Here is a 23,126-nt window from a genome sequence, read left to right as displayed (position 1 = left end):
TATTTTTATTCAATCACCTGTAAAAAAAATTCTCATTTCGGCTAATTCTAGTACTCTTATAAAACTTCCGCTAGAATTGTTGCCGCTTGTTCCAGTTGTTCATTAGTTACCGTTAACGGCGGTAATAATCGGATAACCTTAGGACCAGCACTTAATGCAAGAAAACCCTTCTCTCGCATCTCTGTTAACAACGTTCCAACCTCACCTTCACATTCGATACCAATCATTAAACCTTTACCTTTAATTTCTTTAACAAAATTAGAAGTTAATTTTCCCTTTAATAATTCTCTAAAATAGTTACCTTTTGCTTCTACTTCCTGAAGAAATTCAGGTTGAAAGACTTGTGACATAACCGCACAAGCAGCTGCAGTTGCTAATGGATTCCCACCGTAGGTTGAACCGTGGCTTCCAGGTCCAAAAGCTTCCTTAAATTTTTCTTTTCCAATAACTGCACCGATTGGAAATCCATTTCCTAGTCCTTTAGCCGAAACGATAATATCCGGTGAGATATTATAGTGCTCATAAGCGAACGCTTTCCCTGTTCTTCCTATTCCTGACTGGACTTCATCAACAATCAATAATAGATCATGATCAATGCATATTTGCTGAAGTTCTTCCATAAATTGTGGATCTGCAGGGTGAACTCCACCTTCTCCTTGAATGACTTCAATCATAACGGCAGCCACTTGATCATCTAGTAAACTTTTAACTGATGCAATGTCATTGAATACGGCATATTCAAACTGTGGAAGTAGTGGTCCATAACCTTCATGAATTTTTTCTTGACCTGTTGCAGACATGGAGCCGAATGTACGACCGTGAAAAGACTGTTTAAAAGAAATGATTTTCGACTTCCCCGTATATTTCCTGGCAAGTTTGATCGCTCCTTCATTTCCTTCAGCCCCGCTATTACAGAAAAAAACATAATCGCCACAAGAGTGTTCCGTTAGCATTTGTGCTGCTTGCTCTTGAGTAGGTATATGAAATAAATTAGAAACGTGCCACACTTGATCTAATTGTTCTTTTACTTTTTGATGAACGACTGGATGGTTATGACCTAAATTACATACACCTATTCCAGATGTAAAATCTAAATACGCTTTTTCGTTCGTATCAATTAATGTAGCGCCTTCTGCTTTTTGGACAGTTACATCCCATCTAGCGTACGTTGGAAAAATAGAACTCATGTTAAAGCCACCTTTTCTTTAATAACTTTCGTCCCAACGATTGAGCCGTGCTTCGTTAATGATGTTCCTTTTCCATTGACAATCATCACCGCTTCAATCTTTCCTTGCAGGCTTTTTATTGCTGCTTTCACTTTTGGAATCATACCACCGTAAATCGTCCCAGTCTCAATTAATTGTTCGACTTCTTCTGTTGTCACTTGTTCAAGTAACGTTCCATTTTTTAATATGCCTGGTACATCTGTTACAAATAACAGCTGTTTGGCATTTAGTGCATCTGCAATCACACCAGCAGCAGTATCAGCATTAATGTTGTATCGTTCTCCGTCTTCTCCTATTCCTATCGGTGCGATTACTGGAACTAAGTCGCTTTCTATTAGTTGTTGAAGCATTTGCTCATTTATTGAAACAGGTTCCCCAACAAACCCAAGCTTTTCTTTATCAATCGGAGCAGCTGTCATTAGCTTCCCGTCACACCCGGATAAACCAATACTGTTTAATCCAGCAGCTTGTAATTTAATCACTAAATTCTTGTTTACTTTTCCGCAAAGAACCATCTCTGCCGTATCTAATACATCTTTTGTTGTTTTACGTAATCCATTAATGAATTCACTTTCTATTTTCATTACCGTTAATAGTTTATTAATCTCTGGACCGCCTCCATGGACGATCACTGGTGCTTTACCTGCATCTTTTAATGATTTAATACTAAGAAAAAACTCATCTGAAAGTTCCCCGATTGTACTACCTCCACATTTAACAACGACAATCTCTTTCATAGTTCTCCCCTCATCGTTATCGCTTACGTACGATAACCTGCATTTATTCTGACGTAATCATACGTTAAATCACAACCCCATGCTTTACCAAAACCATCACCAACATGTAAATCTACCTTTATTACAATATTTTCATTGTTTAAGTACGTTTTTGCTTCTTCTTCTGAGAACGAAACAGGTTGACTCATCTTCAATGTTTCAATCGGACCTAAAGCAATATCAATGGTTTCTGGATCAATATCAGCACCACTATAACCAATTGCACAAATAATACGTCCCCAGTTTGCATCTGTTCCGTAGATAGCTGACTTGACTAAGTCGGATCCTACGATTTGTTTTGCAACTTTTCCTGCTTCTTCATTATTTACAGCACCCTTCACTTGAACTTCAATGAGTTTCGTTGCTCCTTCACCATCTCGAGCAATCTTTTTCGATAATCCTTCACACGTCATCTCTAGTGCTGTGAGAAAATCTGACCAATTTGGGTGCTCTTCAGTCAACGGATCGTTATTCGCTAAACCACTAGCCATCACAACAACCATATCATTTGTTGACGTATCTCCATCAACAGTAATTCGATTAAACGTTTTGTCTGTTACATACGATAATGCTTTTTGTAAATCTTCAGGTTCAATGTTGGCATCAGTTGTCACAAAACCAAGCATGGTTGCCATATTCGGGTGGATCATTCCGGACCCTTTTGCCACTCCGCCAATTGTAATTTCTTTCCCATCAACGACCGTCTTATAACACGCATGTTTCTTTACGGTATCAGTTGTTAAAATTGCTTCATTAAAACGATTAGCACCCTCGAATGAAGCTTCAGGCTCTAGTTCAGTAATTCCTTTTCTAATCTTATCCATCTGTAAAAATTCTCCGATCACTCCAGTTGAAGTGACGGCTACTTGATGAACAGGCAATGTGAACTTTTCTGCTCCTAGTTGACGCATTTCGTATGCGTCTTCCAACCCTTTTTTTCCTGTGCATGCATTCGCATTTCCACTATTTACGATAATAGCTCTTAGCTTTCCTTCAGTGGCAATACTTTCTTTTGTTACTTTTAATGGTGCTGCTTGAACTTTATTTAATGTATATACGCCCGCACTGCTTGCGGGTACTTCACAAATAATTGCCCCTAAATCAAGTCGTCTCTTTTTAACAGCTGTGTATACCCCTGATGCGGAAAATCCTTTTGGGGTAATAATTGTTCCACCTTCAACTGAAGTAACTGTTTCAACTTTATTACTTAACATATTCATTTCTGTAATCCACCTCTCGTCATCCAAATGGCTTAAGGGTAAGTCGGGATATAGTTTAATCCTGAAGTCTCCTCAAATCCGTTCATTATATTTAGGTTTTGAATCGCCTGACCTGCAGCGCCTTTCATTAAATTATCGATGACTGAAACAACCGTTATTCTTCCCGTTCTGTCATCATAAGTCACGCCAATATCACAGTAATTCGTACCGTATACTTCTTTTGTCGAAGGATACTCACCTGATTCCCTGACTCTTACAAACGGTGCATCCTTATAGGTTTCTTCAAAAAGATCACGTAGCTCTTTTTCAGTTAATTGGTTACTACTATTCATATAGATGGTTGACATAATTCCTCTTGTCATAGGAACAAGGTGTGTACTAAACGTCACAAAGGGAACCTCTCCTCCATAAACATTCAATCCTTGCTCAATTTCAGGAATATGCTTATGTTGATTGACTTTATATATTTTAAAATTATCATTCATTTCACTATAGTGAGTAACCGGTGAAGGCGATCTACCTGCACCTGAGACTGCTGATTTAGCATCAATAATAATGCTTTTATTATCAATGAATTCATTTTTCACAAGTGGTAATAAACCGAGTAATGTTGCAGTTGGATAACATCCAGGGTTGGATATTAATTCAGCTTCTTGTATCTTTTCTTTCTCCCATTCAGGTAAACCGTATACCGCTCTTTCTAGTAAGCTAGTTTTTGCAGCATTAATTCCATACCATTTTTCATAGACTTTTTCATCAACTAGCCGTAGGTCACCTGATAAATCAATGACTTTCAACCCTACTTCTAACAGTTGACCGGAAATGTCCCTTGATACGCCTGGTGGTGTCGATAAAAATACAACATCTGCCTGCTGTTTAATTAGTAAAGGGTCAATGTCTTGTAAAACTAAATCTGTAATTCCTTGTAGATGTGGGTAACTTTTACTTATTTTAATTCCTTGTTGTGAGGAAGAGTGAACAGAACGTAACTCAACCTCTGGATGATTATGTAGTAGCCGGATTAGATCTGCTCCGCCGTAACCTGTTGCTCCGATAATTGCTGCTTTCATTAGTTCTCCTCCTCCAAAAAAGGTTTAAAATTTTTCAACCAATTCCATATTCTTCACGTTGTGTATTATTATAAATATGAATAAAAATAAATGCAACTGTATTTTTATTTTTAGCCGAATTTTCTTACACTTCTTATTATTTACCCAGTATTAACAGTAAAATCCATGATTTCCTTGGACATTACTTCCTGCTTTATCCTCATTTACTTAGGTGTCTTTCCATAATTTATACAGAAGCACAAAAAAACGTGTAGATAATTCTACACGTTTTAGTTGCCATGACCCTTTTGATTGATTATTGCTGTAAGTAACGTTTTATATCATTAATAATTGGTTCTGGGTCTGCTTTTAAACCATCATACGATCGAATGACATTTCCTTCTTCGTCCACTAAATAGAAACTTGTCCCATGCATAATGTCCTCACCATCCGGTAATGGCTGGACGATCGTTTGAAAAGATTGAGTGGCGATCTCTGTAATTTCCTCTTCTGAAAAACCAGTTAAAAACATCCAACGTGAAAAATCAGCATCATTATTTTCACCATACTTGTTTAATCGTTCAGGCGTGTCGTATTCGGGATCAACCGTAAAGGATACCATCTTAACATCTAAGCCTTCTTCTTCAAGAGCATATTGCAACACTCTAAAATTAGGTGTCATTAAATTACAAACGGTTGGGCAACGTGTGAAGACCATATTCGCAATCCACGGAGTACCGCGCAAATCTTCATGTGTAACCTTTTCTCCAGTTTGGTTCACAGATGTAAAGGGGATAATAGATAATTCAGCTGGGGTAAGATCCAAAACATTGTCATCCTTCTTGTCCGTGTGATAGATCCAACCACAACCACTTAAGATAAGAGCAAATGCTAATACTGGTAAGAGTATTTTACTACGTTGAAATAAATCATTAAAATGCTGTTTCATAATAACAACTCCTAAAAAATAAAACTTCTATAAGTGGAGAAATTGTCTCTCCACTTATAGACAAACCAAATCATTAATTTTTAATCGTATGAGTAGCTGGAATGTCACTAATTGAAGGTCCTTCCGATTGCTTTTCTTTCTTTATCCATTGCTTAAATACATATCCTAATGTAAAACCGTACGTAATTTCCTGCATGATTTTCATCAAAATACCTGCTAACTGTTGATCAGACCTTGGGTTAATCGGTGAAAATGGATTTGTACCACTCGAAAATAGATTGTATGGAATTTCAGCACCTGCTGGTAAACAAAACGCCATTACAGTTGCCCATGTGTTTGGATCCGTATATACACTATACATAGCTGTCGGCGCGAAGATAATTAGTGCACAAGCTGGTGTAATTAAAATACCATTAGCAAAGATATAGCCCATTCTACGTAAATCTGAAAGCTTCGCCTTGCTCGGAATCGGTGCAATCATGTGCCACCACATCAGCGTTGCAGCAACAAACATGAGCATTTCATAACCACTATGAAGCACGATGTTTTTCATTAAGAAATCAAAGATGTTTGGTAAATGATAGACAGAGAAAAGAAAGTTGAAAAATAGCACGCCAATAAGCGGGGAAAAAAATAACTTTCCTACTCGCTCAAAAATGGTCCCTTTTGCTTTTTGGATAATGGCATGGAAAACCCATTTAGGCATCCCTAAAATAAATAAAGGTACTGCTATAAAGTAAGCAAAAACCATTTGAGCCATATGGAAGCTGATCATTAAGTGGCCAGCAACATATAAAGGGCTTCCCCACCCGAGGTAAAGAGCAAACAAACCAAGAATGAAATACGTTTTTTGACTAGTTGAGACAGGTTCTGCTCCTACAAAGCGGTTTCTCCATTTACCGACAAGTCTAAAATAAAGAAAGCCGACGAAAATTAATATAACGATGAGCTCTGGTGTCCATAATGCACGAAAACCAAAGTTTGTAAATAATTGTTGTAACACTTTGCCTTCCTCCTATCGAGTGCATTTCTAATTAAATTATAGGGAATAAGATAACCATTGGTAGTGTAAAAAGAAGATATATGATACTCTCGTTAATAACTATAGCACACTTTTTTCTTTTTCCTAAGCTGTAAAGTGATGGCTAATTTCTAACAATATTTTGAACGTAAAGGAGCTATATTATGAGCAATACTCATTTAATTGCCCTTGACCTAGATGGGACACTATTAAAAGATGATAAAACAATCTCAGAACGAACGAAACAAACGATTGAGTTGGCGAAAGCTAAAGGACATATTGTCTGTATCTCGACTGGAAGACCTTACAGAGCGAGCGTACAATATTATAATGAATTAGCACTTACAACACCGATCGTAAATTTTAATGGCGCTTTCGTTCATCACCCTCTCGATCACTCGTTTGGTTATTTTCATACTCCCTTAGATGTGAAAACAGCAAAGACAATCATTGAAACCTGTGAAGCATTCAGGGTCAATAATATTATGGTAGAAGTCATTGATGATTATTACCTTCGTTATTACGATGAAGTATTTATTGAAAACTTTACATTAGGACAAAACCCTGTTGATTATGGAAATTTGCTTAAAATACTCCAAGATGATCCAACATCTGTACTTGTCCATCCGAAAGATGAGCATGTAAATGACCTTCGAAGTTTATTAGATGAAGCCCATGCGGAAGTAGTTGATCAACGCTCTTGGGGAGCTCCTTGGAATATTATCGAGATCATTCGAGCAGGAATGAATAAGGCTGTTGGTCTAAAACGAATTGCTGATTATTACCACATACCGAAGGAAAAAATTATCGCATTCGGTGATGAAGATAATGACCTTGAAATGATTGAATTTGCCGGCACCGGTGTTGCGATGAAAAACGGTATTTCACAATTAAAATCTATCGCAAACGACATTACATTAAGTAATGAAGAAGATGGCATCGCAATCTATCTGGAAGAAAAGCTTAACCTTAAAACTACATAAGTCGCGTGCTCCTAGGAGAAACTATGATTGCATGAGAAATAGTTCTCTCTTCAATTTTTATTAAAAGGAGCAAATACACATGAGTAAACGATCCCGATCAAAACGTGAAATTCAACAAGGCAAAGATGCAGTTCAACCGAATAATGAACGGTACAATAACGTAACAACAATGGCAGAGGCTGAAAAACCAAATCATAACACAGGCAGGGACTGTGATGAGTAATCAACTGTTACAAGAGGCTAGAACAGCTGTTGAATTAGCTGAGCAAATGGCTCAGCATGCTGTTACACCAGAAGAAATGCAAGCGGCTCAAATTCAGGTTGAAAAAGCGAGGAATAATTTACTTTCAGCTTTTGCCAATTCAACGACAGCCCAAAAAGAGCAATTAGAAGAAATTCAAGAATCACTTAATCAAATTGATAATGAATATCAATAAAAACTAGTCGCAACCTCACTTCTTCTTTGGACTTATCCGGAATAAGTGAGGTTTTGAATGTGGGTTAACAAAGCAACTTCTTCTCACTTTGTTTCAATCAACATTTCATGAGTTATATGTAAAATAAATCCAATTAAACTAACAAGATTCATTTTAATTACCCTATCCCCTCTATCACTTTTATGTTAATCTATTAAATGGAGAATCGTTATTAAAAGGCTGTTTTCGAAAACTATATGCTTTTGGACCGTTTCGCTTCACCACAGCGCGAAGAGCCAAAAGCAGAGAGCAACAATGTTTGAGTAAAGAGCCTATTAAAAAGACAGGAACTAATAGTAATTAATAGTCTAGTATTGAATATATTAGTCTTGAATAGGGGGACTAGGGTTTATGAAAATTTTTGAAGTTCCAAAAGATGCAGATCAATCTTTACGCATTCGTATAGCTGATCTTTTGATGGGCCAAATGGAAACTTTAGGTAAAGATGACGCTTATGATCTACTTTTAGATGCTATTAATCTTGCCCTTCAAGAAGGTTCTTCTGCAAAAATTTTTGTAGCAGAATTAGAAGGGGCAATTATCGGAGCTGCATTTTTTAATATTGGAATTAGTATTACAAAAGGTGGCCACTATATATGGTTAAATGATTTATATGTTCATAAGGAATACAGAAATCGTGGAATCGCCAAAAAGCTCCTGCTTAAAATCATTTATTGGTCCGAAAATGAAAACATTAAAGGAATTGAGTTAGAAACAGGAATTAACAATGAAGCAACCAAGGCGTTGTATAACTCCTTAGGTTTTTATGACATTATTTCAAAACGATACGGGTTTAGATTTTAGAACTGTTGAATGGATATTCAACAGTTTTATTTTTTTACTTCTTTTTTATTTTCGTTGTTCATAGTATAGTAGCAACCTTTAGAAACCTCAGTCATGACAGCGATAAAGGAGTGTGGCCCGTGTCTTATTATTACTACGAAGCAGAATTTAGCAACCTTCATGTGGAACTGTCCAAGCATGCACTCCATCAGTTTATCAAAAAAATGATGAATGAAAATTTCTCACTCTTCTGGCGGTATGAAGACGATACGATCTTACTCATTATTGACAACCATGAAACACTTTACGAGATACCATTCATCCGTAACAATGATTTTCTTACATTGGATGTCGACTATCTAACTGTAAATGACGAAATCATTGTGGAAGCACTCGAAGTCATCATCTCTCGGTTCAATGGGAATGGCGTAGTAAAAAAGTTCACTGGTACTGGCGGCCCCCACTACATCACAAGTTACAAAACGGGGAGTATTCAGTCTATTATCGAAATTGATGGGAGTGAAAAAATTATTATGAATAGGAATGGTTCAATTGTAGAATACAGGGAGTATGGTCATAACTTAGAGCCTCAAACGGTTTACAACATTACCAAAATGGAGATTGATTACGAACTGATGGAATTACACGAGGCAATTCAAGAAAACGATGAACAAAAAATAAAAACCCATAAAAAACGGCTAAGGAAATTACTTAATCGAAAAGAGGAAGTTTCTCAACTTTTATAAAATTAGTATTCACAACCTTAAATAACCAGCGTTTGTTAGAATTTCACTTCCAAAGGTTTTTCACTCAAAACTTACCTTTACAATATTACATTCCTACTGAAACAACAAAAGAGGCTGACTAAATATGTGTCAGATTCCTCTTAAACGACGATAGCTACTACATAAAATGTAGGGACTATCTTTAATAGGAGGAACACATATTTCAGTCAGCCTCGATTTCCATTAAAGCTTTTCAGCCACTCTTTTTCTTTTTCTAACTAACTACCCTTCTTCGCAAGTTTCTTCATTTTACGCATAGCTATAGCTGTGTATAGTGCAGGCACTAAAAGTAATGTAAAGAATGTCGAAAAGAATATTCCTGAAATGATAGAAATCGCTAATGGTGTAAACAACACATCCCCGCTAAGTGCTATCGGAACTAGTGCCCCAATTGCCGTTAAAGCCGTTAGTAAAATCGGGCGTAATCTTGCTCTCCCCGCCTCAATAACTGCTTCTTTTAATGAAGAGCCCCCTCTTATTCGCTGTTCAATAAATTCAATTAGAACAATTGAGTTACGAACAACAATACCAGCTAACGATACAACCCCCATCATCGCCATAAAACCTAAGCCTGTTTGAGTTATGAACAGACCAATCACAGCACCTGAAATGGCTAGATACACCGTACTCATCACAAGGATTGGCGTAGATAATGAATAAAATTGAAAAGCCATTACAATATAGATAAGAAATACAACAACAATGAAAAGCTTTCCTACTTCAATAAAGAAATCACTTCTAGCTTCTGTTTCCCCGCCGACAGATATCGAATAGTCTTCATTAAATGAATAGCCATCAATAAAGTCATAAATGTTTGATTCTAATGATGATTTCATATCTTCTCTAGGATAGACTCTTAACGTTACTGTTCTCATCCCATTCTCATGTGGGATGCGTTGTATTTCTTCTGAATTTTTCTCAGTTAACAATTCATCTAAACGAATGAATGTAGGCGGTCCTAGGTTAGTTTCAACTGGAACTGAAAGCTCAGATAAGTCGAGTTCACCATTCGTTGCATCTCCTTTTATGATTAGCCTCATGTCATAAAAATTAAAACTATCATCAAATTGACCCACCGGAATGCCTTCTGTTACTAAACGAATTTGTTGACTGATTTCTTTCATTGTAATTCCGTATTCATCTAATTTACTACGATCTGGATCCAATACAATTGTTGGCCAAGGCTCACCGACATCATCAACAACGGTCCGTGTTTCTTCCATTTGAGCAATTGAGCTTCTTAAATCGCCGGTGATTTCAAGAAGTGTATCAATTTCCTTACCTGAAACTTTAATAGCAATTGGCGCACCGACTGGTGGGCCTGCCTCAATTGTCGTTAACTTTGTTTCCACAGATGGGAACTCATCTTGTAATATATCGCTCCACTTACTGATTGTCTCTTCTGCTGACTGCTCTTCCTTATCGACACGAACGAGTAATTGTCCTGTATTCTCACCAGGACCGGTTAACACCGAACCGAACAATGGCGGGAGCCCCGTTCCAGTAAAGCGGGATACTTCCACAATCGATCGATCTTCTCTCATTCGTTCCTCGATTGAAGCTAATAGTTCATCTGTTTGTTCTATTGTCATTTCAACTGGTGCGATTACGTCAACTGTCACTTCTTGACGATCTGCACTTGGAAAAAAGACAACCGGAATAAACGGTACTAAACCGTATACAGCTGTACATATAATAAGCCCCATTATTCCAATCCGCCAAGGCTTTCGCACAATGTTTCCTAAAACCTTATCTGCATACCAGTCGGCAAGCCGGTCAATAGGTTTTCCAAGTAAGCCATTATCAAACTTTCGAACTGTTTTTCGCTTTTTCTGACGCCATACACGATAAATAGGTACTAATGTCAACGAAATAATGGTAGAAGCAATGATGGTAGTAATAAGTACGCTTGGTAGTGCACGAATAAAATCGCCACCACTGCCGGTAATAAAGACCAGTGGTAAAAATGTAAATACAATGGCTAACGTTGATGTGATGATGGAAACTCTGACTTCTCTCGTACCATTTAAAGCCCCATCAAGCGGAGAGTCACCAAGTTTATATCGACGCTCAATGTTATCATTTACAACGATCGCATCATCGACTAATATCCCTAACGCAATAATAAAACCAATAATTGAAATTTGATTTAAATCTACCCCTAAATAAGGTAATGGAATTAAACCTAATAATATAGAAGTTGGAATTGCTAGTGCAACTATAATGGCTGAAGCAAAGTTTAACCCTAATAGCGTTACAATAATGACGACACCAACGGCGATAGCAAATGAAATGGCTAAATCAGTGAAAATTTCTGTAACGATATTATTTTGAGTATAAAAAAGATCTACCGAAACAGTAGCTGGAAGACTTCCACTTAACTCAGTTACTCTTTCATCAATCGTTCGATGAAGAGAGGGTACATCAATACCTTTTTCAGGAATAACTGTAAATGAGATTGCACGTTTTCCTTCATACGTAATAATATCTGTTGGTTTTTCATATTGAAGTTCAACTTGACCCATCTCATTCAACGTAATCGGGTCCCCCTCATTTGAAAACCCGACAACTAATTGACGAAGTTGATCAACATCTTTCACTACAGGTAGCTTCAATTGATTTACACTACCGTTACGTTCTTGTTTACCAAGTGGGACTTGGTCAAATTCTCCTTCTATTGCTGTCAAAATACTTGGAAGGAAAATACTGTATTCACTCATTTTTTCTTGTTCCAGTGTTAAAAGTAACTCCTGACCCGGAATTCCTTTTACGACTGTTCCTTTTATTCCAGGAACAGACTCGATCGCTCTTTGCCAATCTGCAATAAGCGGCTGCAAAGCATACAGTTCTTCGTAATTATCCTCTGTTACAAGATGGTACGAAGATAAGGCACCCAATGCTCTGTCATCACTCATAGAAGGAGGTAAAGCACCTTCAGGAAATGAACCTGAGATATTAGCTATTGCTTGACTGACTTTTGATAACACCTTATCTTGATCTATTCCTTCATCTAGCTCTAATACGATCGTAGAAACACTAGCTGCTGAAATCGAAGTGTGTTTATTTATCCCTTCAATTTTATCTAATTCTTCCTCAATCGGTACAGTTATAGATCGCTCAACTGTCTCTGGATCGGCACCAGAATAAATCGTTGAAATTGAAGCTACAGGTAGTGAAATCTCAGGTATTTCACGTTGTGGCAATTGAAAGAAAGTAATTAAACCGATCAATGTCAAAAAGAATAAAAGCATTAACGTAATTTTTGATTTTTGAATTAACCAATCAAACATAGGCTATCCCCCTAAAATAACAAACATTATACATTTGTTATACACCATGAATAACTCAATTACAACAATTAGTTCTTAACGAATATAAGAACAGGGAGAGAGACAGTAAACTTATTACACAGAATAATATATGATCATCGTAGCAATTGCATCTTCTTCACCTTTATTAATGTAATTATGCTTATAGTGGGCGGAAAAGCGAATTCCCTCACCCTCCCCTACAGTAAACGTTTCTTCCGCAATTTTTATTTCCATAGTTCCGTTCTCAATAAAAATATACTCTTCTACTCCGTAAGCATGAGGGTCAGATTGATGATTACAACCCGGTTGAAGAATAAGAGAAAATACTTCAAATGGTTTTTGGTATTCTTTTGGAAACAGGGGATAAACTTGTACAACTCCTTTTTCCTCTATTAACGGCTCAATTTCTTTTCGATTAACTTTTTGTATAAACGGTTTTTCTTCCTCTATGAACGTTGTGAACGGAACTTTTAAACCATTGGCAATCTTCCATAGTGTACTTACAGTAGGGTTTGACTCCCCGCGTTCAATTTGTCCAAGCATGGGTTTACTAACTTCTGTTAATTGTGCAAGCTTATCTAGACTCAGTCCTCTTTCCGCTCTTATCTGCTTAAGCCTTTTACCTATAATTTGATTTAAATTCACTTTACTCATGGAAAAATCTCCTTGAAATTATGTGTATTATAGTTTACAATTCAGTATATTATAGCATACAAAAAACTAAAACATAATTGCTTAGCTGGTAACTAACTGCATTACCTAAATAAAATCTACAATTATATTATTCTAGAAGTGAGGGAATAGAATGGCAACATTAGCGAGCGCTAACCAGGCAAATAACTCTTTCATGAAGGGAATTATGGCAGGGATTGGGATAGCGATCGGTTATACACCTGCAGCTCTTACATTCGGCTTATTAGCAAAAGGTACTGGTTTAGGTTTTATGGAAACCGTTGCAATGAGTATGTTTGTCTTTGCTGGAGCTGCGCAATATATGGCGCTTAATTTAATTGCAATCGGTACAGGTGCTCTCGAAATCATATTTACTACGTTTATCGTTAACATTCGTCACCTACTGATGAGCGCTGCTGTCAGTGAAAAAGTTGAACACGAACACCCGATCAAGAAGGCGTTATACTCGTTTGGAATTACCGATGAAGTTTTTGCAGTGACCACAACTCAACAAGGTTCTGTTAAAACTGGTTTTATCGTCGGAGTAGCTACTATTGCCTATAGTAGTTGGGTTATTAATACAGCACTAGGGTATCTTGTCGGTTCCATCCTTCCTGAAACATTACAACAGAGTATGGCTATCGCTTTATATGCAATGTTTATAGCTTTATTAATGCCTTCCTTAAAAAAACATCGGAAGGTCGTATCTCTAGCTGTCTTTGCTGCAATCCTTAATCTTATCTTATCTCAATTCATCCCAAGTGGTTGGGCGATTATATTGGCAACATTAACCGCTTGTATTGTAATCGAGCTCATTGTTGGAAAAGCGGAAGGAGTGTCAAACAATAATGGAGACTAGTATTCTTCTTATTATTGCTGGGATGGCTATAGTGACTTACATTCCTAGAATGTTACCGCTTGTGTTCCTTGATGCCAATAAAATTCCACCGAAGCTACAAGCGATATTGCGAAATGTCCCATATGCTGCTTTAGGTGCATTAATATTCCCGGGTATATTAACTGTTCATGATAATATCATGTTTGGTATTATTGGTGGTATTACTGCAGCTATCATTGCGTATTTAGGTGCCAATTTAATTGTTGTTGTCCTTAGTAGTATAGGAATATTAACGATCATTTCTATGTTCTTTTAAATTGCACCTATTCAGCTTTTAAGACTGACGGATATTCCGTCAGTCTTTTTCTATGTTCTTTAATTTCTGTAAAGTATGACTGGCTTGTTCCATTACTCGGTGAATGATTTGTCCGGCTCCTTCGGATTGAGCAAGACGCAACCCTTGTCCGGCCCACATCGACAACCACTCAGCCTTTCCTTGTTTAGCAGCCTCTTTCCGCAACGGTTGAGTTAGTGCATTTTGTATAGGATAATTAGGGACTTGTATGTCGGATACATCACTCAAACGCGCAATGAAAGCATTTTTTAGCCCTCTTGCAGCCTTTCCTGAGAATTTTACCGTAACTGTTGTATCTTCTTCAGTTGCTTTCATAAGTGACTTTTTATATACCGGGTTGGCTCCACTTTCTATGGCTGGCAAAAATACAGTTCCCATTTGCACGCCACTTGCACCAAGCGATAGACTTGCTAGTAAGCCTCTTCCGTCCATAATGCCACCGGCTGCTATAACAGGAACGTTTACGCTGTCAACCATTTGTGGAACAAGTGCTATCGTTCCAATCATTGCATCTTCAGCCTGGCAAGAAAACGTCCCCCGATGACCACCAGCTTCACTGCCCTGGGCAACTATAGCATCTACATATATTTCTTCTAATAACTGAGCTTCTTTTACAGTAGTTGCTGTTCCTATAACCTTAGTACCATTTGCTTTTAATTGTTTCACCCAATGAAGATCTAAAATTCCAAAAGTAAAGGAAAAGACAGGAACCTTCTCTTCAATTATTACTTTCATTTGTTGTTCGAACTGAGCTCCCCATTCAGGTGGTAATGTTGGCTGTTTAATCCCCAGTTCCTCATAAAACGGCTGCAAAGTGTGACTCATTTCGAATACTTTTTGTTCTTCTAGCTCGACAGGTTCCGGAATAAATATATTTACCGCAAACGGTTGGTCCGTCAATCGCCTAATGTTATGTATGGCTGTTCTCATATCTTCTGGAGTCATATAACCTGCACCTAACGTTCCTAGTGCCCCTTGATTTGAAACCGTTGCGACTAACTCTGGTGTAGTCGGTCCACCTGCCATACCGGCTTGAATAATTGGAAGTTTTATATTTAATTTTTTTGTTAAACTCGTTTCATACCACATACATAATTCCCCTATCTCTTCACGCTTCAAGTAGTTCAGTTTAAGATCAACTGTTTATTTTCTTGAAGCTCTTTAATTGCTCGATTCACAGCAGCACGATGTTTCCATAATAGCTTTTTGACATCATCTTCATCGAGTATGGTTTCCGAGAGGTCACAATATTTTTCACCTTTTCCATGAATAGACCAGCAACCTTCACTTTTCATTAATGTAATCATTCCACCACGTACTTTATCATCAAATACAAAATAATGTTTAAGTTGAATAGTGTCATATTCAGACCAATCACAAAAAGACTTAAGCAATCGTTCAATGTGCATCTTATTACGTATACTCATTCCACACTCCCCCATTCTGTAAAATCATCATATGTTTTCATTCTTTACTCTTTAGATAATTCCTTCTTTAATTTTAGCCATCTTACAAGCTTTTTTGTTACTATTGTTATAATGAAGTGATTTTGACCATCCTAATAATTAGTTAAATAAAAGGGTTGATAAAAATGCTAAATTTAAAACAATATAATAATTATGAAATAGATGACCTTGAAAGTGATATCCTTGCGTTATATAAAAAAATAGCCTCATCAAATTACTTAAAGGACGTACAAATTTCTGAACTAGTAGAACAAACTCTTGATAAACTCCAAACGCAAAGTAATCAACCCCTATCTATTATCGATAAAGCTCTAATGATTATGAACGGACTATTGTCATTAGGGATTAAATTTACGACGTACGCTTCATTTGAGCGCAGGTTTGATCATTTTATATCGATACTTGGCGGTCGTGTCAATGTAATATTAGAAGAGCAGCATCATGAACTATCACTTGAGGAAAAGCAAGCGATTACTGAAGCTCTTGTTCTTTTGTATACGAGATATATGGACGTTGCAAGCTCCAGTTGGGGGAGAATTCTTGCCAAATGGTTCATTCAAAATGAACAAGAACAGTGGGTTCATTCCTATTACCCATATTTCAAACAGTTGCATGAAGAATATGATGAGCCTTTTCACTTATCCATGATTACAAGTTTGTTAGCATTAATTTGCCAAGATGGTGTTGGATCTCTCGCTTACTTAAAAATACATAAACAGAGATTAGCCGCTAATGATTTATACCATCATTTCGCATTACTACATAATCGTCAGGAATGGGATACAATGCAAAGGTGGTTTGACCTCTTTTCAACGAGCTGGAAAGGGTCAATCGGAAACTTGGAACCTTTTTATCGTATTTTAGAAAAGAAAAACAGTAAGTCTTTTAATTTTACGAGTCACTTAACCAAATGGATGAACCGCCCTACTCTTGGATCCTACAAGGATTTATCTAGTTCACTAGAAGAACCTGAACGAAATCTATTACTTAAGAAAGTCCAAGAGAGCCTAAATGAGCAACTAGCCTATCCAACAATACAAAACTTATGGATGCAAATTCTCCAATACGAAAAACGTTGGGATGTTGCTATTGACTATTTTTTAAATAATGAACCTCTTCCATTTCAACTAAGTGATGAAAAACAACAGTTACTAGCACAACTTGAAAAACATGTTCCAGATGGGACGATCCCGATCTATCACCAATTTATCGTACGCTTAGTCGAGAAAAAAACACGCTCACACTACACTGAAGCTGTTATATATATGAAAAGGTTAAAGAAATTATATGAATTAATGAATCAACGTGAACGTTTTAAACAATACATCACTCTCTTTAATCAAACATATAAGACGTATCGTGCGTTAATCCAGGAGATGAAAACGATTGATGAGTAATTATAATCCAAATAACGTCCTCATTCATGGTGGATGGTTAGGTGACTTCTTTTTTATTTGGGGTGAACAAAAACAACATAAGAAATATAAAGACTACTTAAATTTCCAATATCCATTTTTATATTCACCATTTGAATTAAAGTTATCTCTTTTTCAAAATGATCCTGATACATTTTATGGGACGTTTGTACAAACGAAAAAAGCATCATTGAAAGCACCCGTTGAAGAGCGAGTGTTTTATAGTGAAATCGGTGAAACTCTCGTTTATCAGGCAAATACAACAGCGACTGAATTCGTATTTCCACTTGAGGGAGTTGTCATTCATAAAAAAGACTTACCCCGCTATGTTGAGCATATGAAAAACTGGGGTAGCTTGCCAAAAATAACCTTGGCTCATGATTTCACCTTTTGGTTAACTGTCTTTTCAACGATACAATCTGAGATTATAAACGGCAATGTAATACTAACACCAACTGGATCTTGGGAATTATCAAAATGGAATTGGGATGATTGGAATGGAACGATGCCTCCTGTCTCTCTTTCTTTAATGGAATCTGGCTTGCACGTTAACCAATCACAGCAAGAAAATTATTCGTTTAAGCAACTAGCAAATGAAATTTGCAAACACTTTATTCAACACTTAATTGCAAGTGATCAAACTGTCCAAAAAGCCTATGAACAGCTTCATGTTTCTAAGCACTACTTATTAAATGAAATGGAACCACCTGCTGACGATAAAACATTTCTTGAAGAACTGGGTGCTATACCAGCTGTACCTTTTCAGACGACTCTAGCCATTGAAGAACCAATACAAAACGAAAATGAAGAAAACTGGACGGTCTTGCTCTTCCTACAAGATCGAAAGGACCCTTCTATTATTGTTTCACTCGAAGATTTACATGGAGGGAATCATCCTTGGAGGACGAATCCGATTACACGGCTTAAAGAGGATATTTCGGAAATCATACAACTCATTCCTGAATTATCTTCCTTATCCATTACGCATCCAACTTCAAAAGTTTCTAAAGATGTTGTGTATAACTTGTTATCTAATCAATATGAACAATTACGTCGTCAAGGTATTGGTGTTGTTGTTCCGAACTGGTTGAAAAAGAGGCCCAATCATTTTCAAACGAATGTTTACGTCAGCGATAAGTCTACTGAATTTTCAAGTTCTAGTGAGTCATTATTCAATTGGCAAAACATCAGTGACTTTAACTTTGAAATTGTCCTTCATGGTGAAAAGTTAACACATGAACAGTTTACGAAACTAGTTGATTTGAAAACCCCTTTTATTAAGTGGAACGGAAAATGGCTCTATTGGGACCCTAAGGAAGCAAAGCATTTAAAGACGTACTTAGATCGAAAAAAAGATAGTGAGACTTCTCTTCTTGAAACGTGGAAATCGTATTTGTTAGACGCTACCGAAGAAAATGAAGCAATATCTGTTTCGATCCAATGGGACGAGAAGCTGTCCAGTGCAATTCATGCAACCTTGAATAAACAAATTCCATCCATACCTACTCCTTCTACTTTAAAAGGAGAACTTAGACCTTATCAAGTCGAAGGAGTGTCATGGTTAGTTCATATGCGAAGTGTCGGATTTGGAGCTTGCTTAGCTGATGATATGGGGCTAGGAAAGTCTATTCAAACGATTGCATATATGTTAGCTGTATTTGAACATCGTGCCACCAGTCGTTCTTCTACACCATTTCTCATCATTTGCCCAACATCACTCATCGGAAACTGGGAAGAGGAATTGAAACGGTTTGCTCCTCACTTATCCGTATTTGTTCACCACGGTGGTGAACGACTTACAGAGAAAGATGTGAAAGAGTGGGAATATGATATTATTATCACTTCCTATGCGCTTGCTTTTCGTGATGATGCGATCTTTACAAGTACAGTATGGAACGGCTTAATTCTTGACGAGGCACAACAAATCAAAAATGTGGAGACGAAACAACGAAAGGCCATTAAACGCATCAAAGCTAAGCATCGAATGGCGCTGACGGGTACACCGATTGAAAACAAACTAAAAGAGCTATGGTCGATCATGGATATGCTAAATGATAAGTATTTAGGAAACTTCCAACAATTTCAGCGAGCTTTTATTAGAGAAATAGAAACCACTTCTCCCAACGAGAAGAAAGTCCAACAGTTACGACTACTGATCTCACCATTTTTATTAAGAAGAAAAAAATCGGACGAAGCTTTAGAACTTCAATTACCCGATAAAACCGAGCAAACGTATATCGTTGGGTTAACTGCTGAACAAGCATCCCTATATCAAGCTGTCGTCAATGAATTACTAACCTTAATAGATGAAAAAAATTCAATCGAACGACGAGCAACGATTTTGAGTAGTATTACGAAACTCAAACAAATTTGTAACCACCCTTCTCAATTTTTAAAAGATTCCGGTCAGCTTCATCATCGGTCGGAGAAATGGGATTTACTGTTCACTCTTGTTGAACAAATTATCGACAACGAAGAAAAAATGTTAATTTTTACACAGTATCGTGAAATGGGTGAATTGTTACAAGATGGATTGTCTGCACAATTTAATCTAAAAGTTCCATTCCTACATGGTGGTTTATCCCGACCTGAACGCGAAAAACTTATTGCAGAATTTAAAACAAAACCAGAAATTCCTATCTTCATCTTATCTTTGCGTGCTGGTGGAGTTGGGTTAAATCTAACAGCAGCAAACCACGTCGTTCACTATGACCGGTGGTGGAATCCAGCAGTCGAAAACCAAGCAACCGATCGGGCCTACCGACTAGGACAAACTGAAAAAGTTACGGTACACAAACTAGTATCAAAAGGAACAATTGAGGAAAAGATCGACAGGCTACTTGCTAAAAAGCAGTCACTTTCTGATGATGTCTTGTCAGTAAATGAAACGAGCCTTTCAGAACTCTCAACGAGTGAACTAAAATCATTGCTTGATTGGAGTGAACCTTCGTGAAAACGACATTACCAGCAACCTTTACTGAATATTGGAGAGGAAAAGGTAATCTTCCAAAAGAAGCCGAACAAAAAGAAATTCGTCCAGAAGAGCTTGGAAGAGAATGGCGCGAGTTAATTGAGGCTATTCAAGTAGCAGCTAAAACAGAATGGCCACTAAATAAAAGCTAGGTGAAATGGTGCGGTCAACTTCTCTTTAATGTGACCGCACTATTTTTAACTAAAATAACGCATTCCTGCGGCACCACCTAGCATCCTAATTCCGATCCCATATCTTTTTCTTATTTATATCTTTTCACTAATAATTTCAGTAATTAAATCCGAAAATAAAAGGATACTGATCGAAATCAGTATCCCTCTATGCATGACAATTAAGAAGCTTTATTTTCTTCAGATTGGGCTTGAGCAGGTGTTTGATTATTTTTACCGATTAATAGGAAGTACAGGACAAGTCCTGCTCCAATTCCCCATGCTGGACCAACAAAAGCAGTAAGCATTCCGATCGCTAGTGCATAACCTCGAGTCGTATTGTCATTAACCATCGACATTGCTACATATGCACACGCAAAACCAGTTAATAGTAAAGTTAAAGATAAGGCAACTGGTAATAACGGTACGATAATTCCAATGATCGGCATTAAAAATCCTAATGGAAGTGCGAACAAGTACCAACTCATTGTCCCTGAAAAAATGGAATCCATCGCTTTTCTTCCCGTTTTGTACCGCTCCATAATGAAGACTTGAATTCCTGTCCACATTGGACCGTGAAGTGGAATAAGTACACCGCCAGTAAACATCTGACCTAGGTTACGAATAGCTAATGCCCAGTGTGTACGAGTGTGATTGACGTCAACTTTTTCATCTGGTCTTACTTTGGAGGCTTCTTTTAAGAGTGTATCTGCAACTAAGAGGTCACCAAATACTAGAACGTAAACCATAATGGAAATCGGGATTGCTGCTAGAATAATGGACCAAGATGGCATTCCCACACCCCATGGTGAAACCGTTGCAAGTAATTCACCAAATTGCGGGATAAAGAAACCCCATTCAATCTTAAACGAAAGCTCTCCTGTCAGTGTTCCGACAATTCCCGCTGCAATGAAGCTGACAAGCATGGCGTTAGACATAACTAAAAGTTTTGCTTTTGTGTTTGGTAGTTTACCAAATGGGATAGAAAACATGAGTACTAATACGACAACCCATGACGTAATTAAGGTAAATGGTAAAGTCTGAACTCGGTCGATTTCCGACATAAAGGCTGCGATCGCTGCCCCAAGAATTATCCCCGCTTTTAATGCGTTAGGTACAAGCTGATTGAACTTTTCCCCCAGACCGGTTATGGCAAAGAAAATGAACAGGAACGAGACGACCAACGTTATCGCAATCATCGCCTGTACGGCTTCAGGTCCCGGTGTAAATCCACCTAAGAATACTAAAACGAGAGGTAAAGCCGGGGTTATCCACCCTGCTGCATACGCATCTCCGAATAAAATTGTCTGTGACCATACCCAGAATAATTGAATCGTTAAAATAGACCAAGCGACTTCAAACGAAATGTCAAAGAAATTCATCATTAAAGGTGCTAAAGCTCCACCTGTTGCTAAAGATAAGAATGCTCCTTGAATAGCTTCCGGCCAAGAGATTGGAGCATGAACTCCTGGTAATCTTAACGTAAAAGGTCCCCACTTAATACCTGGCTGAATACCGCCATATGTACGCTTCTTCCCCATGTTATTCCTCCTAGATTAATAGTATAAGATTGGTTCTACGGTTGGGAAAATTTTTTATTTATTATCCTAATAAGTAAATTTCATTGTACCAATACCAAACTACTTTATAACAGGTATCTATTGACGTAGATCCTTTAATGAAATTTACAATAACCACTACTGGTTTCATAATATTCTGAATTCTAAATTCAAAATAAAATATCTTAGGATAGAAAATAAAAAACTCATTTCCATTACTCCAGTTTTCTATAGCCCTCCCTTCATACGTAAACGCTTTCAAGTAACGGAAACACTTACTGACCAGTTAGTATGTCCTTTTCTAATTAAACTTTAAATTAAATAGCGTATTGTGTCAATGCCTTGTATGAAATTTCTGATAATTCGACAAAAGAATACAAAATCCTTTTGTCTTTTAATTCTTGCCCGACTGCTGAAATCACATTCATAGACGGTCATTGATGTCCCTCTCTTTAGAGACATTTTACCATAAATGAAAAAAAGAAGGGCCGGAACCCCCTCTTTACGTGTTTATTACGTTGTTAATTTGAAGTAATTTCACAACATTGTTTTTTCAGTAAAGTGTTCAGCTTATAGTACTTCTTTTTCCTGCTCATTCTATTATCACATCTTCTTCGACGAGGAATTGTTCTCTAAAGGCCTCACTGCCATTGACCGTCATAATCGGTAGTTCACCGAGTACACGATAACGACCAGGAGGGACTCTCTCTCCATTCACCATTAAATCCCATTCATCCGTAAATGTCATTGTTTCATTTGGTCCCAAGTTTTTTTGTACAATGGCTTGAGTAAACATCATTCCTTCTGAATATTTATAAACCACTTCACTTTTTTCATTGACAACGATAAAATCAAACAGCTGCCCTGTCGGAAACTCTAATGTCACTGTTTCATTACCTTTATTTGTGAGTGATAATGTAAAGGCTAATTTATCTTCTTCTTTATCGACTTTTAATGAAGTTGCTAGTGTACTCACTTCTTTTCCCCCTTGTTCTCCTTCACTAATCGTTTCCGTTACTTCATCAGACGTACCACAGCCGACTAAGCCTACCATCATGATTAACCATATGCAAAGGATTTTTTTCATATTCAACACCCTTT

Annotated in this window: 22 protein-coding genes; 10 read left to right on the top strand and 12 right to left on the bottom strand. The window is 37.3% G+C overall.

Features of this window, described 5'->3' with window-relative positions; genetic code table 11:
- Positions 1 to 56 precede the first annotated feature (56 nt).
- The 6 genes from ACNSTQ_RS05995 to ctaG form a co-directional block, all read right to left on the bottom strand.
- Entirely contained in the window at positions 57 to 1,187 is a 1,131-nt protein-coding gene (locus tag ACNSTQ_RS05995) for an acetylornithine transaminase (protein ID WP_418198940.1), read from the bottom strand.
- The gene (gene argB, locus ACNSTQ_RS05990) at positions 1,184 to 1,963 is read right to left on the bottom strand and encodes an acetylglutamate kinase (protein ID WP_418198939.1); all 780 of its coding nucleotides are present in this window, start codon (positions 1,961 to 1,963) and stop codon (positions 1,184 to 1,186) included. Before argB ends, ACNSTQ_RS05995 begins: the two co-directional genes overlap by 4 nt.
- A 23-nt stretch (positions 1,964 to 1,986) precedes the next feature.
- Positions 1,987 to 3,222, bottom strand: coding sequence for a bifunctional ornithine acetyltransferase/N-acetylglutamate synthase (argJ, locus tag ACNSTQ_RS05985; protein WP_418198938.1), 1,236 nt, complete (start codon positions 3,220 to 3,222; stop codon positions 1,987 to 1,989).
- A gap of 32 nt (positions 3,223 to 3,254) precedes the next feature.
- A complete protein-coding gene (argC, locus tag ACNSTQ_RS05980; protein ID WP_418198937.1) occupies positions 3,255 to 4,292 on the bottom strand; it encodes an N-acetyl-gamma-glutamyl-phosphate reductase in 1,038 nt (345 codons plus the stop codon).
- Positions 4,293 to 4,587: 295 nt separating this feature from the next.
- Positions 4,588 to 5,220 carry an SCO family protein gene (locus tag ACNSTQ_RS05975; protein ID WP_418198936.1) on the bottom strand — a complete coding sequence of 211 codons (633 nt, stop codon included), beginning with the start codon at positions 5,218 to 5,220 and terminating at the stop codon, positions 4,588 to 4,590.
- A gap of 73 nt (positions 5,221 to 5,293) precedes the next feature.
- Complete coding sequence (gene ctaG, locus ACNSTQ_RS05970; protein WP_418198935.1) at positions 5,294 to 6,223, bottom strand: cytochrome c oxidase assembly factor CtaG; 930 nt, start codon at positions 6,221 to 6,223, stop codon at positions 5,294 to 5,296.
- 182 nt (positions 6,224 to 6,405) lie between these two features.
- On the opposite strand from ctaG, the gene ACNSTQ_RS05965 reads away from it, so the two are divergent.
- The 5 genes from ACNSTQ_RS05965 (at position 6,406) to ACNSTQ_RS05945 (ending at position 9,229) form a co-directional block, all read left to right on the top strand.
- The gene (locus ACNSTQ_RS05965; protein WP_418198934.1) at positions 6,406 to 7,224 is read left to right on the top strand and encodes a Cof-type HAD-IIB family hydrolase; all 819 of its coding nucleotides are present in this window, start codon (positions 6,406 to 6,408) and stop codon (positions 7,222 to 7,224) included.
- 79 nt (positions 7,225 to 7,303) lie between these two features.
- Positions 7,304 to 7,447, top strand: a complete 144-nt coding sequence (locus ACNSTQ_RS05960) for a hypothetical protein (RefSeq protein WP_418198933.1) — start codon at positions 7,304 to 7,306, stop codon at positions 7,445 to 7,447.
- Entirely contained in the window at positions 7,440 to 7,661 is a 222-nt protein-coding gene (locus ACNSTQ_RS05955; RefSeq protein WP_418198932.1) for a DUF3813 family protein, read from the top strand. The genes ACNSTQ_RS05960 and ACNSTQ_RS05955 overlap by 8 nt, the downstream gene beginning before the upstream one ends.
- Positions 7,662 to 8,051: 390 nt before the next feature.
- Positions 8,052 to 8,504: a GNAT family N-acetyltransferase gene (locus ACNSTQ_RS05950; protein WP_418198931.1), complete on the top strand. Its 453-nt coding sequence runs from the start codon at positions 8,052 to 8,054 to the stop codon at positions 8,502 to 8,504.
- Positions 8,505 to 8,623: 119 nt separating this feature from the next.
- Positions 8,624 to 9,229, top strand: a complete 606-nt coding sequence (locus tag ACNSTQ_RS05945; protein WP_418198930.1) for a hypothetical protein — start codon at positions 8,624 to 8,626, stop codon at positions 9,227 to 9,229.
- A gap of 257 nt (positions 9,230 to 9,486) precedes the next feature.
- Here the strand turns inward: ACNSTQ_RS05945 and ACNSTQ_RS05940 are convergent, their stop codons facing one another.
- Together ACNSTQ_RS05940 and ACNSTQ_RS05935 are read right to left on the bottom strand one after the other, a co-directional pair.
- A complete protein-coding gene (locus tag ACNSTQ_RS05940) occupies positions 9,487 to 12,558 on the bottom strand; it encodes an efflux RND transporter permease subunit (protein ID WP_418198929.1) in 3,072 nt (1,023 codons plus the stop codon).
- A gap of 114 nt (positions 12,559 to 12,672) precedes the next feature.
- Complete coding sequence (locus ACNSTQ_RS05935) at positions 12,673 to 13,233, bottom strand: helix-turn-helix domain-containing protein (RefSeq protein ID WP_418198928.1); 561 nt, start codon at positions 13,231 to 13,233, stop codon at positions 12,673 to 12,675.
- A 151-nt stretch (positions 13,234 to 13,384) separates the two neighbouring features.
- Between ACNSTQ_RS05935 and ACNSTQ_RS05930 the strand changes: the two genes are divergently transcribed.
- A complete protein-coding gene (locus ACNSTQ_RS05930) occupies positions 13,385 to 14,110 on the top strand; it encodes an AzlC family ABC transporter permease (RefSeq protein WP_418198927.1) in 726 nt (241 codons plus the stop codon).
- Positions 14,100 to 14,405 (top strand): AzlD domain-containing protein, encoded by a 306-nt coding sequence (locus ACNSTQ_RS05925; RefSeq protein ID WP_418198926.1) that lies wholly within the window; start codon positions 14,100 to 14,102, stop codon positions 14,403 to 14,405. The genes ACNSTQ_RS05930 and ACNSTQ_RS05925 overlap by 11 nt, the downstream gene beginning before the upstream one ends.
- Before the next feature lie 39 nt (positions 14,406 to 14,444).
- Here the strand turns inward: ACNSTQ_RS05925 and ACNSTQ_RS05920 are convergent, their stop codons facing one another.
- Both ACNSTQ_RS05920 and ACNSTQ_RS05915 read right to left on the bottom strand, forming a co-directional pair.
- Complete coding sequence (locus tag ACNSTQ_RS05920; RefSeq protein WP_418198925.1) at positions 14,445 to 15,533, bottom strand: NAD(P)H-dependent flavin oxidoreductase; 1,089 nt, start codon at positions 15,531 to 15,533, stop codon at positions 14,445 to 14,447.
- Positions 15,534 to 15,568: 35 nt separating this feature from the next.
- On the bottom strand, positions 15,569 to 15,871 hold the full coding sequence (locus tag ACNSTQ_RS05915) for a hypothetical protein (protein WP_418198924.1): 303 nt from the start codon (positions 15,869 to 15,871) through the stop codon (positions 15,569 to 15,571).
- A gap of 164 nt (positions 15,872 to 16,035) precedes the next feature.
- On the opposite strand from ACNSTQ_RS05915, the gene ACNSTQ_RS05910 reads away from it, so the two are divergent.
- From ACNSTQ_RS05910 to ACNSTQ_RS05900, 3 genes are read left to right on the top strand one after another with little or no spacing between them, the layout of a single operon-like run.
- Positions 16,036 to 17,307 carry a hypothetical protein gene (locus tag ACNSTQ_RS05910; RefSeq protein ID WP_418198923.1) on the top strand — a complete coding sequence of 424 codons (1,272 nt, stop codon included), beginning with the start codon at positions 16,036 to 16,038 and terminating at the stop codon, positions 17,305 to 17,307.
- Positions 17,300 to 20,278, top strand: a complete 2,979-nt coding sequence (locus ACNSTQ_RS05905; RefSeq protein WP_418198922.1) for a DEAD/DEAH box helicase — start codon at positions 17,300 to 17,302, stop codon at positions 20,276 to 20,278. Before ACNSTQ_RS05910 ends, ACNSTQ_RS05905 begins: the two co-directional genes overlap by 8 nt.
- The gene (locus ACNSTQ_RS05900; protein ID WP_418198921.1) at positions 20,275 to 20,448 is read left to right on the top strand and encodes a hypothetical protein; all 174 of its coding nucleotides are present in this window, start codon (positions 20,275 to 20,277) and stop codon (positions 20,446 to 20,448) included. Before ACNSTQ_RS05905 ends, ACNSTQ_RS05900 begins: the two co-directional genes overlap by 4 nt.
- A 200-nt stretch (positions 20,449 to 20,648) precedes the next feature.
- Here ACNSTQ_RS05900 and ACNSTQ_RS05895 read toward each other — a convergent pair whose 3' ends face one another.
- Both ACNSTQ_RS05895 and ACNSTQ_RS05890 read right to left on the bottom strand, forming a co-directional pair.
- The gene (locus ACNSTQ_RS05895; protein WP_418198920.1) at positions 20,649 to 22,007 is read right to left on the bottom strand and encodes a hypothetical protein; all 1,359 of its coding nucleotides are present in this window, start codon (positions 22,005 to 22,007) and stop codon (positions 20,649 to 20,651) included.
- 610 nt (positions 22,008 to 22,617) lie between these two features.
- On the bottom strand, positions 22,618 to 23,112 hold the full coding sequence (locus ACNSTQ_RS05890; protein WP_418198919.1) for a BsuPI-related putative proteinase inhibitor: 495 nt from the start codon (positions 23,110 to 23,112) through the stop codon (positions 22,618 to 22,620).
- Between the last annotated feature and the right edge of the window lie 14 nt (positions 23,113 to 23,126).

Source organism: Alkalihalobacterium sp. APHAB7 (assembly GCF_048323755.1).
In the GTDB taxonomy this organism is placed as follows: Bacteria; Bacillota; Bacilli; order Bacillales; family Bacillaceae_F; genus Alkalihalobacterium.
Note: the sequence above shows the minus strand (reverse complement) of the source record. Positions and strands in the feature narration are given on the sequence as shown.

Excerpts from the sequence above, each read along its gene's own strand:
- ACNSTQ_RS05960 (WP_418198933.1), top strand. The coding sequence starts at position 7,304 with ATGAGTAAACGATCCCGATCAAAACGTGAAATTCAACAAGGCAAAGAT.
- ACNSTQ_RS05905 (WP_418198922.1), top strand. The coding sequence starts at position 17,300 with ATGAGTAATTATAATCCAAATAACGTCCTCATTCATGGTGGATGGTTA.
- ACNSTQ_RS05955 (WP_418198932.1), top strand. The coding sequence starts at position 7,440 with ATGAGTAATCAACTGTTACAAGAGGCTAGAACAGCTGTTGAATTAGCT.
- argJ (WP_418198938.1), bottom strand. The coding sequence starts at position 3,222 with ATGAATATGTTAAGTAATAAAGTTGAAACAGTTACTTCAGTTGAAGGT.
- ACNSTQ_RS05940 (WP_418198929.1), bottom strand. The coding sequence starts at position 12,558 with ATGTTTGATTGGTTAATTCAAAAATCAAAAATTACGTTAATGCTTTTA.
- ACNSTQ_RS05975 (WP_418198936.1), bottom strand. The coding sequence starts at position 5,220 with ATGAAACAGCATTTTAATGATTTATTTCAACGTAGTAAAATACTCTTA.
- ACNSTQ_RS05895 (WP_418198920.1), bottom strand. The coding sequence starts at position 22,007 with ATGGGGAAGAAGCGTACATATGGCGGTATTCAGCCAGGTATTAAGTGG.
- ACNSTQ_RS05915 (WP_418198924.1), bottom strand. The coding sequence starts at position 15,871 with ATGAGTATACGTAATAAGATGCACATTGAACGATTGCTTAAGTCTTTT.
- ACNSTQ_RS05890 (WP_418198919.1), bottom strand. The coding sequence starts at position 23,112 with ATGAAAAAAATCCTTTGCATATGGTTAATCATGATGGTAGGCTTAGTC.
- ACNSTQ_RS05995 (WP_418198940.1), bottom strand. The coding sequence starts at position 1,187 with ATGAGTTCTATTTTTCCAACGTACGCTAGATGGGATGTAACTGTCCAA.
- ACNSTQ_RS05930 (WP_418198927.1), top strand. The coding sequence starts at position 13,385 with ATGGCAACATTAGCGAGCGCTAACCAGGCAAATAACTCTTTCATGAAG.
- ACNSTQ_RS05950 (WP_418198931.1), top strand. The coding sequence starts at position 8,052 with ATGAAAATTTTTGAAGTTCCAAAAGATGCAGATCAATCTTTACGCATT.
- argC (WP_418198937.1), bottom strand. The coding sequence starts at position 4,292 with ATGAAAGCAGCAATTATCGGAGCAACAGGTTACGGCGGAGCAGATCTA.
- ACNSTQ_RS05965 (WP_418198934.1), top strand. The coding sequence starts at position 6,406 with ATGAGCAATACTCATTTAATTGCCCTTGACCTAGATGGGACACTATTA.
- ACNSTQ_RS05910 (WP_418198923.1), top strand. The coding sequence starts at position 16,036 with ATGCTAAATTTAAAACAATATAATAATTATGAAATAGATGACCTTGAA.
- argB (WP_418198939.1), bottom strand. The coding sequence starts at position 1,963 with ATGAAAGAGATTGTCGTTGTTAAATGTGGAGGTAGTACAATCGGGGAA.
- ACNSTQ_RS05920 (WP_418198925.1), bottom strand. The coding sequence starts at position 15,533 with ATGTGGTATGAAACGAGTTTAACAAAAAAATTAAATATAAAACTTCCA.
- ACNSTQ_RS05925 (WP_418198926.1), top strand. The coding sequence starts at position 14,100 with ATGGAGACTAGTATTCTTCTTATTATTGCTGGGATGGCTATAGTGACT.
- ACNSTQ_RS05935 (WP_418198928.1), bottom strand. The coding sequence starts at position 13,233 with ATGAGTAAAGTGAATTTAAATCAAATTATAGGTAAAAGGCTTAAGCAG.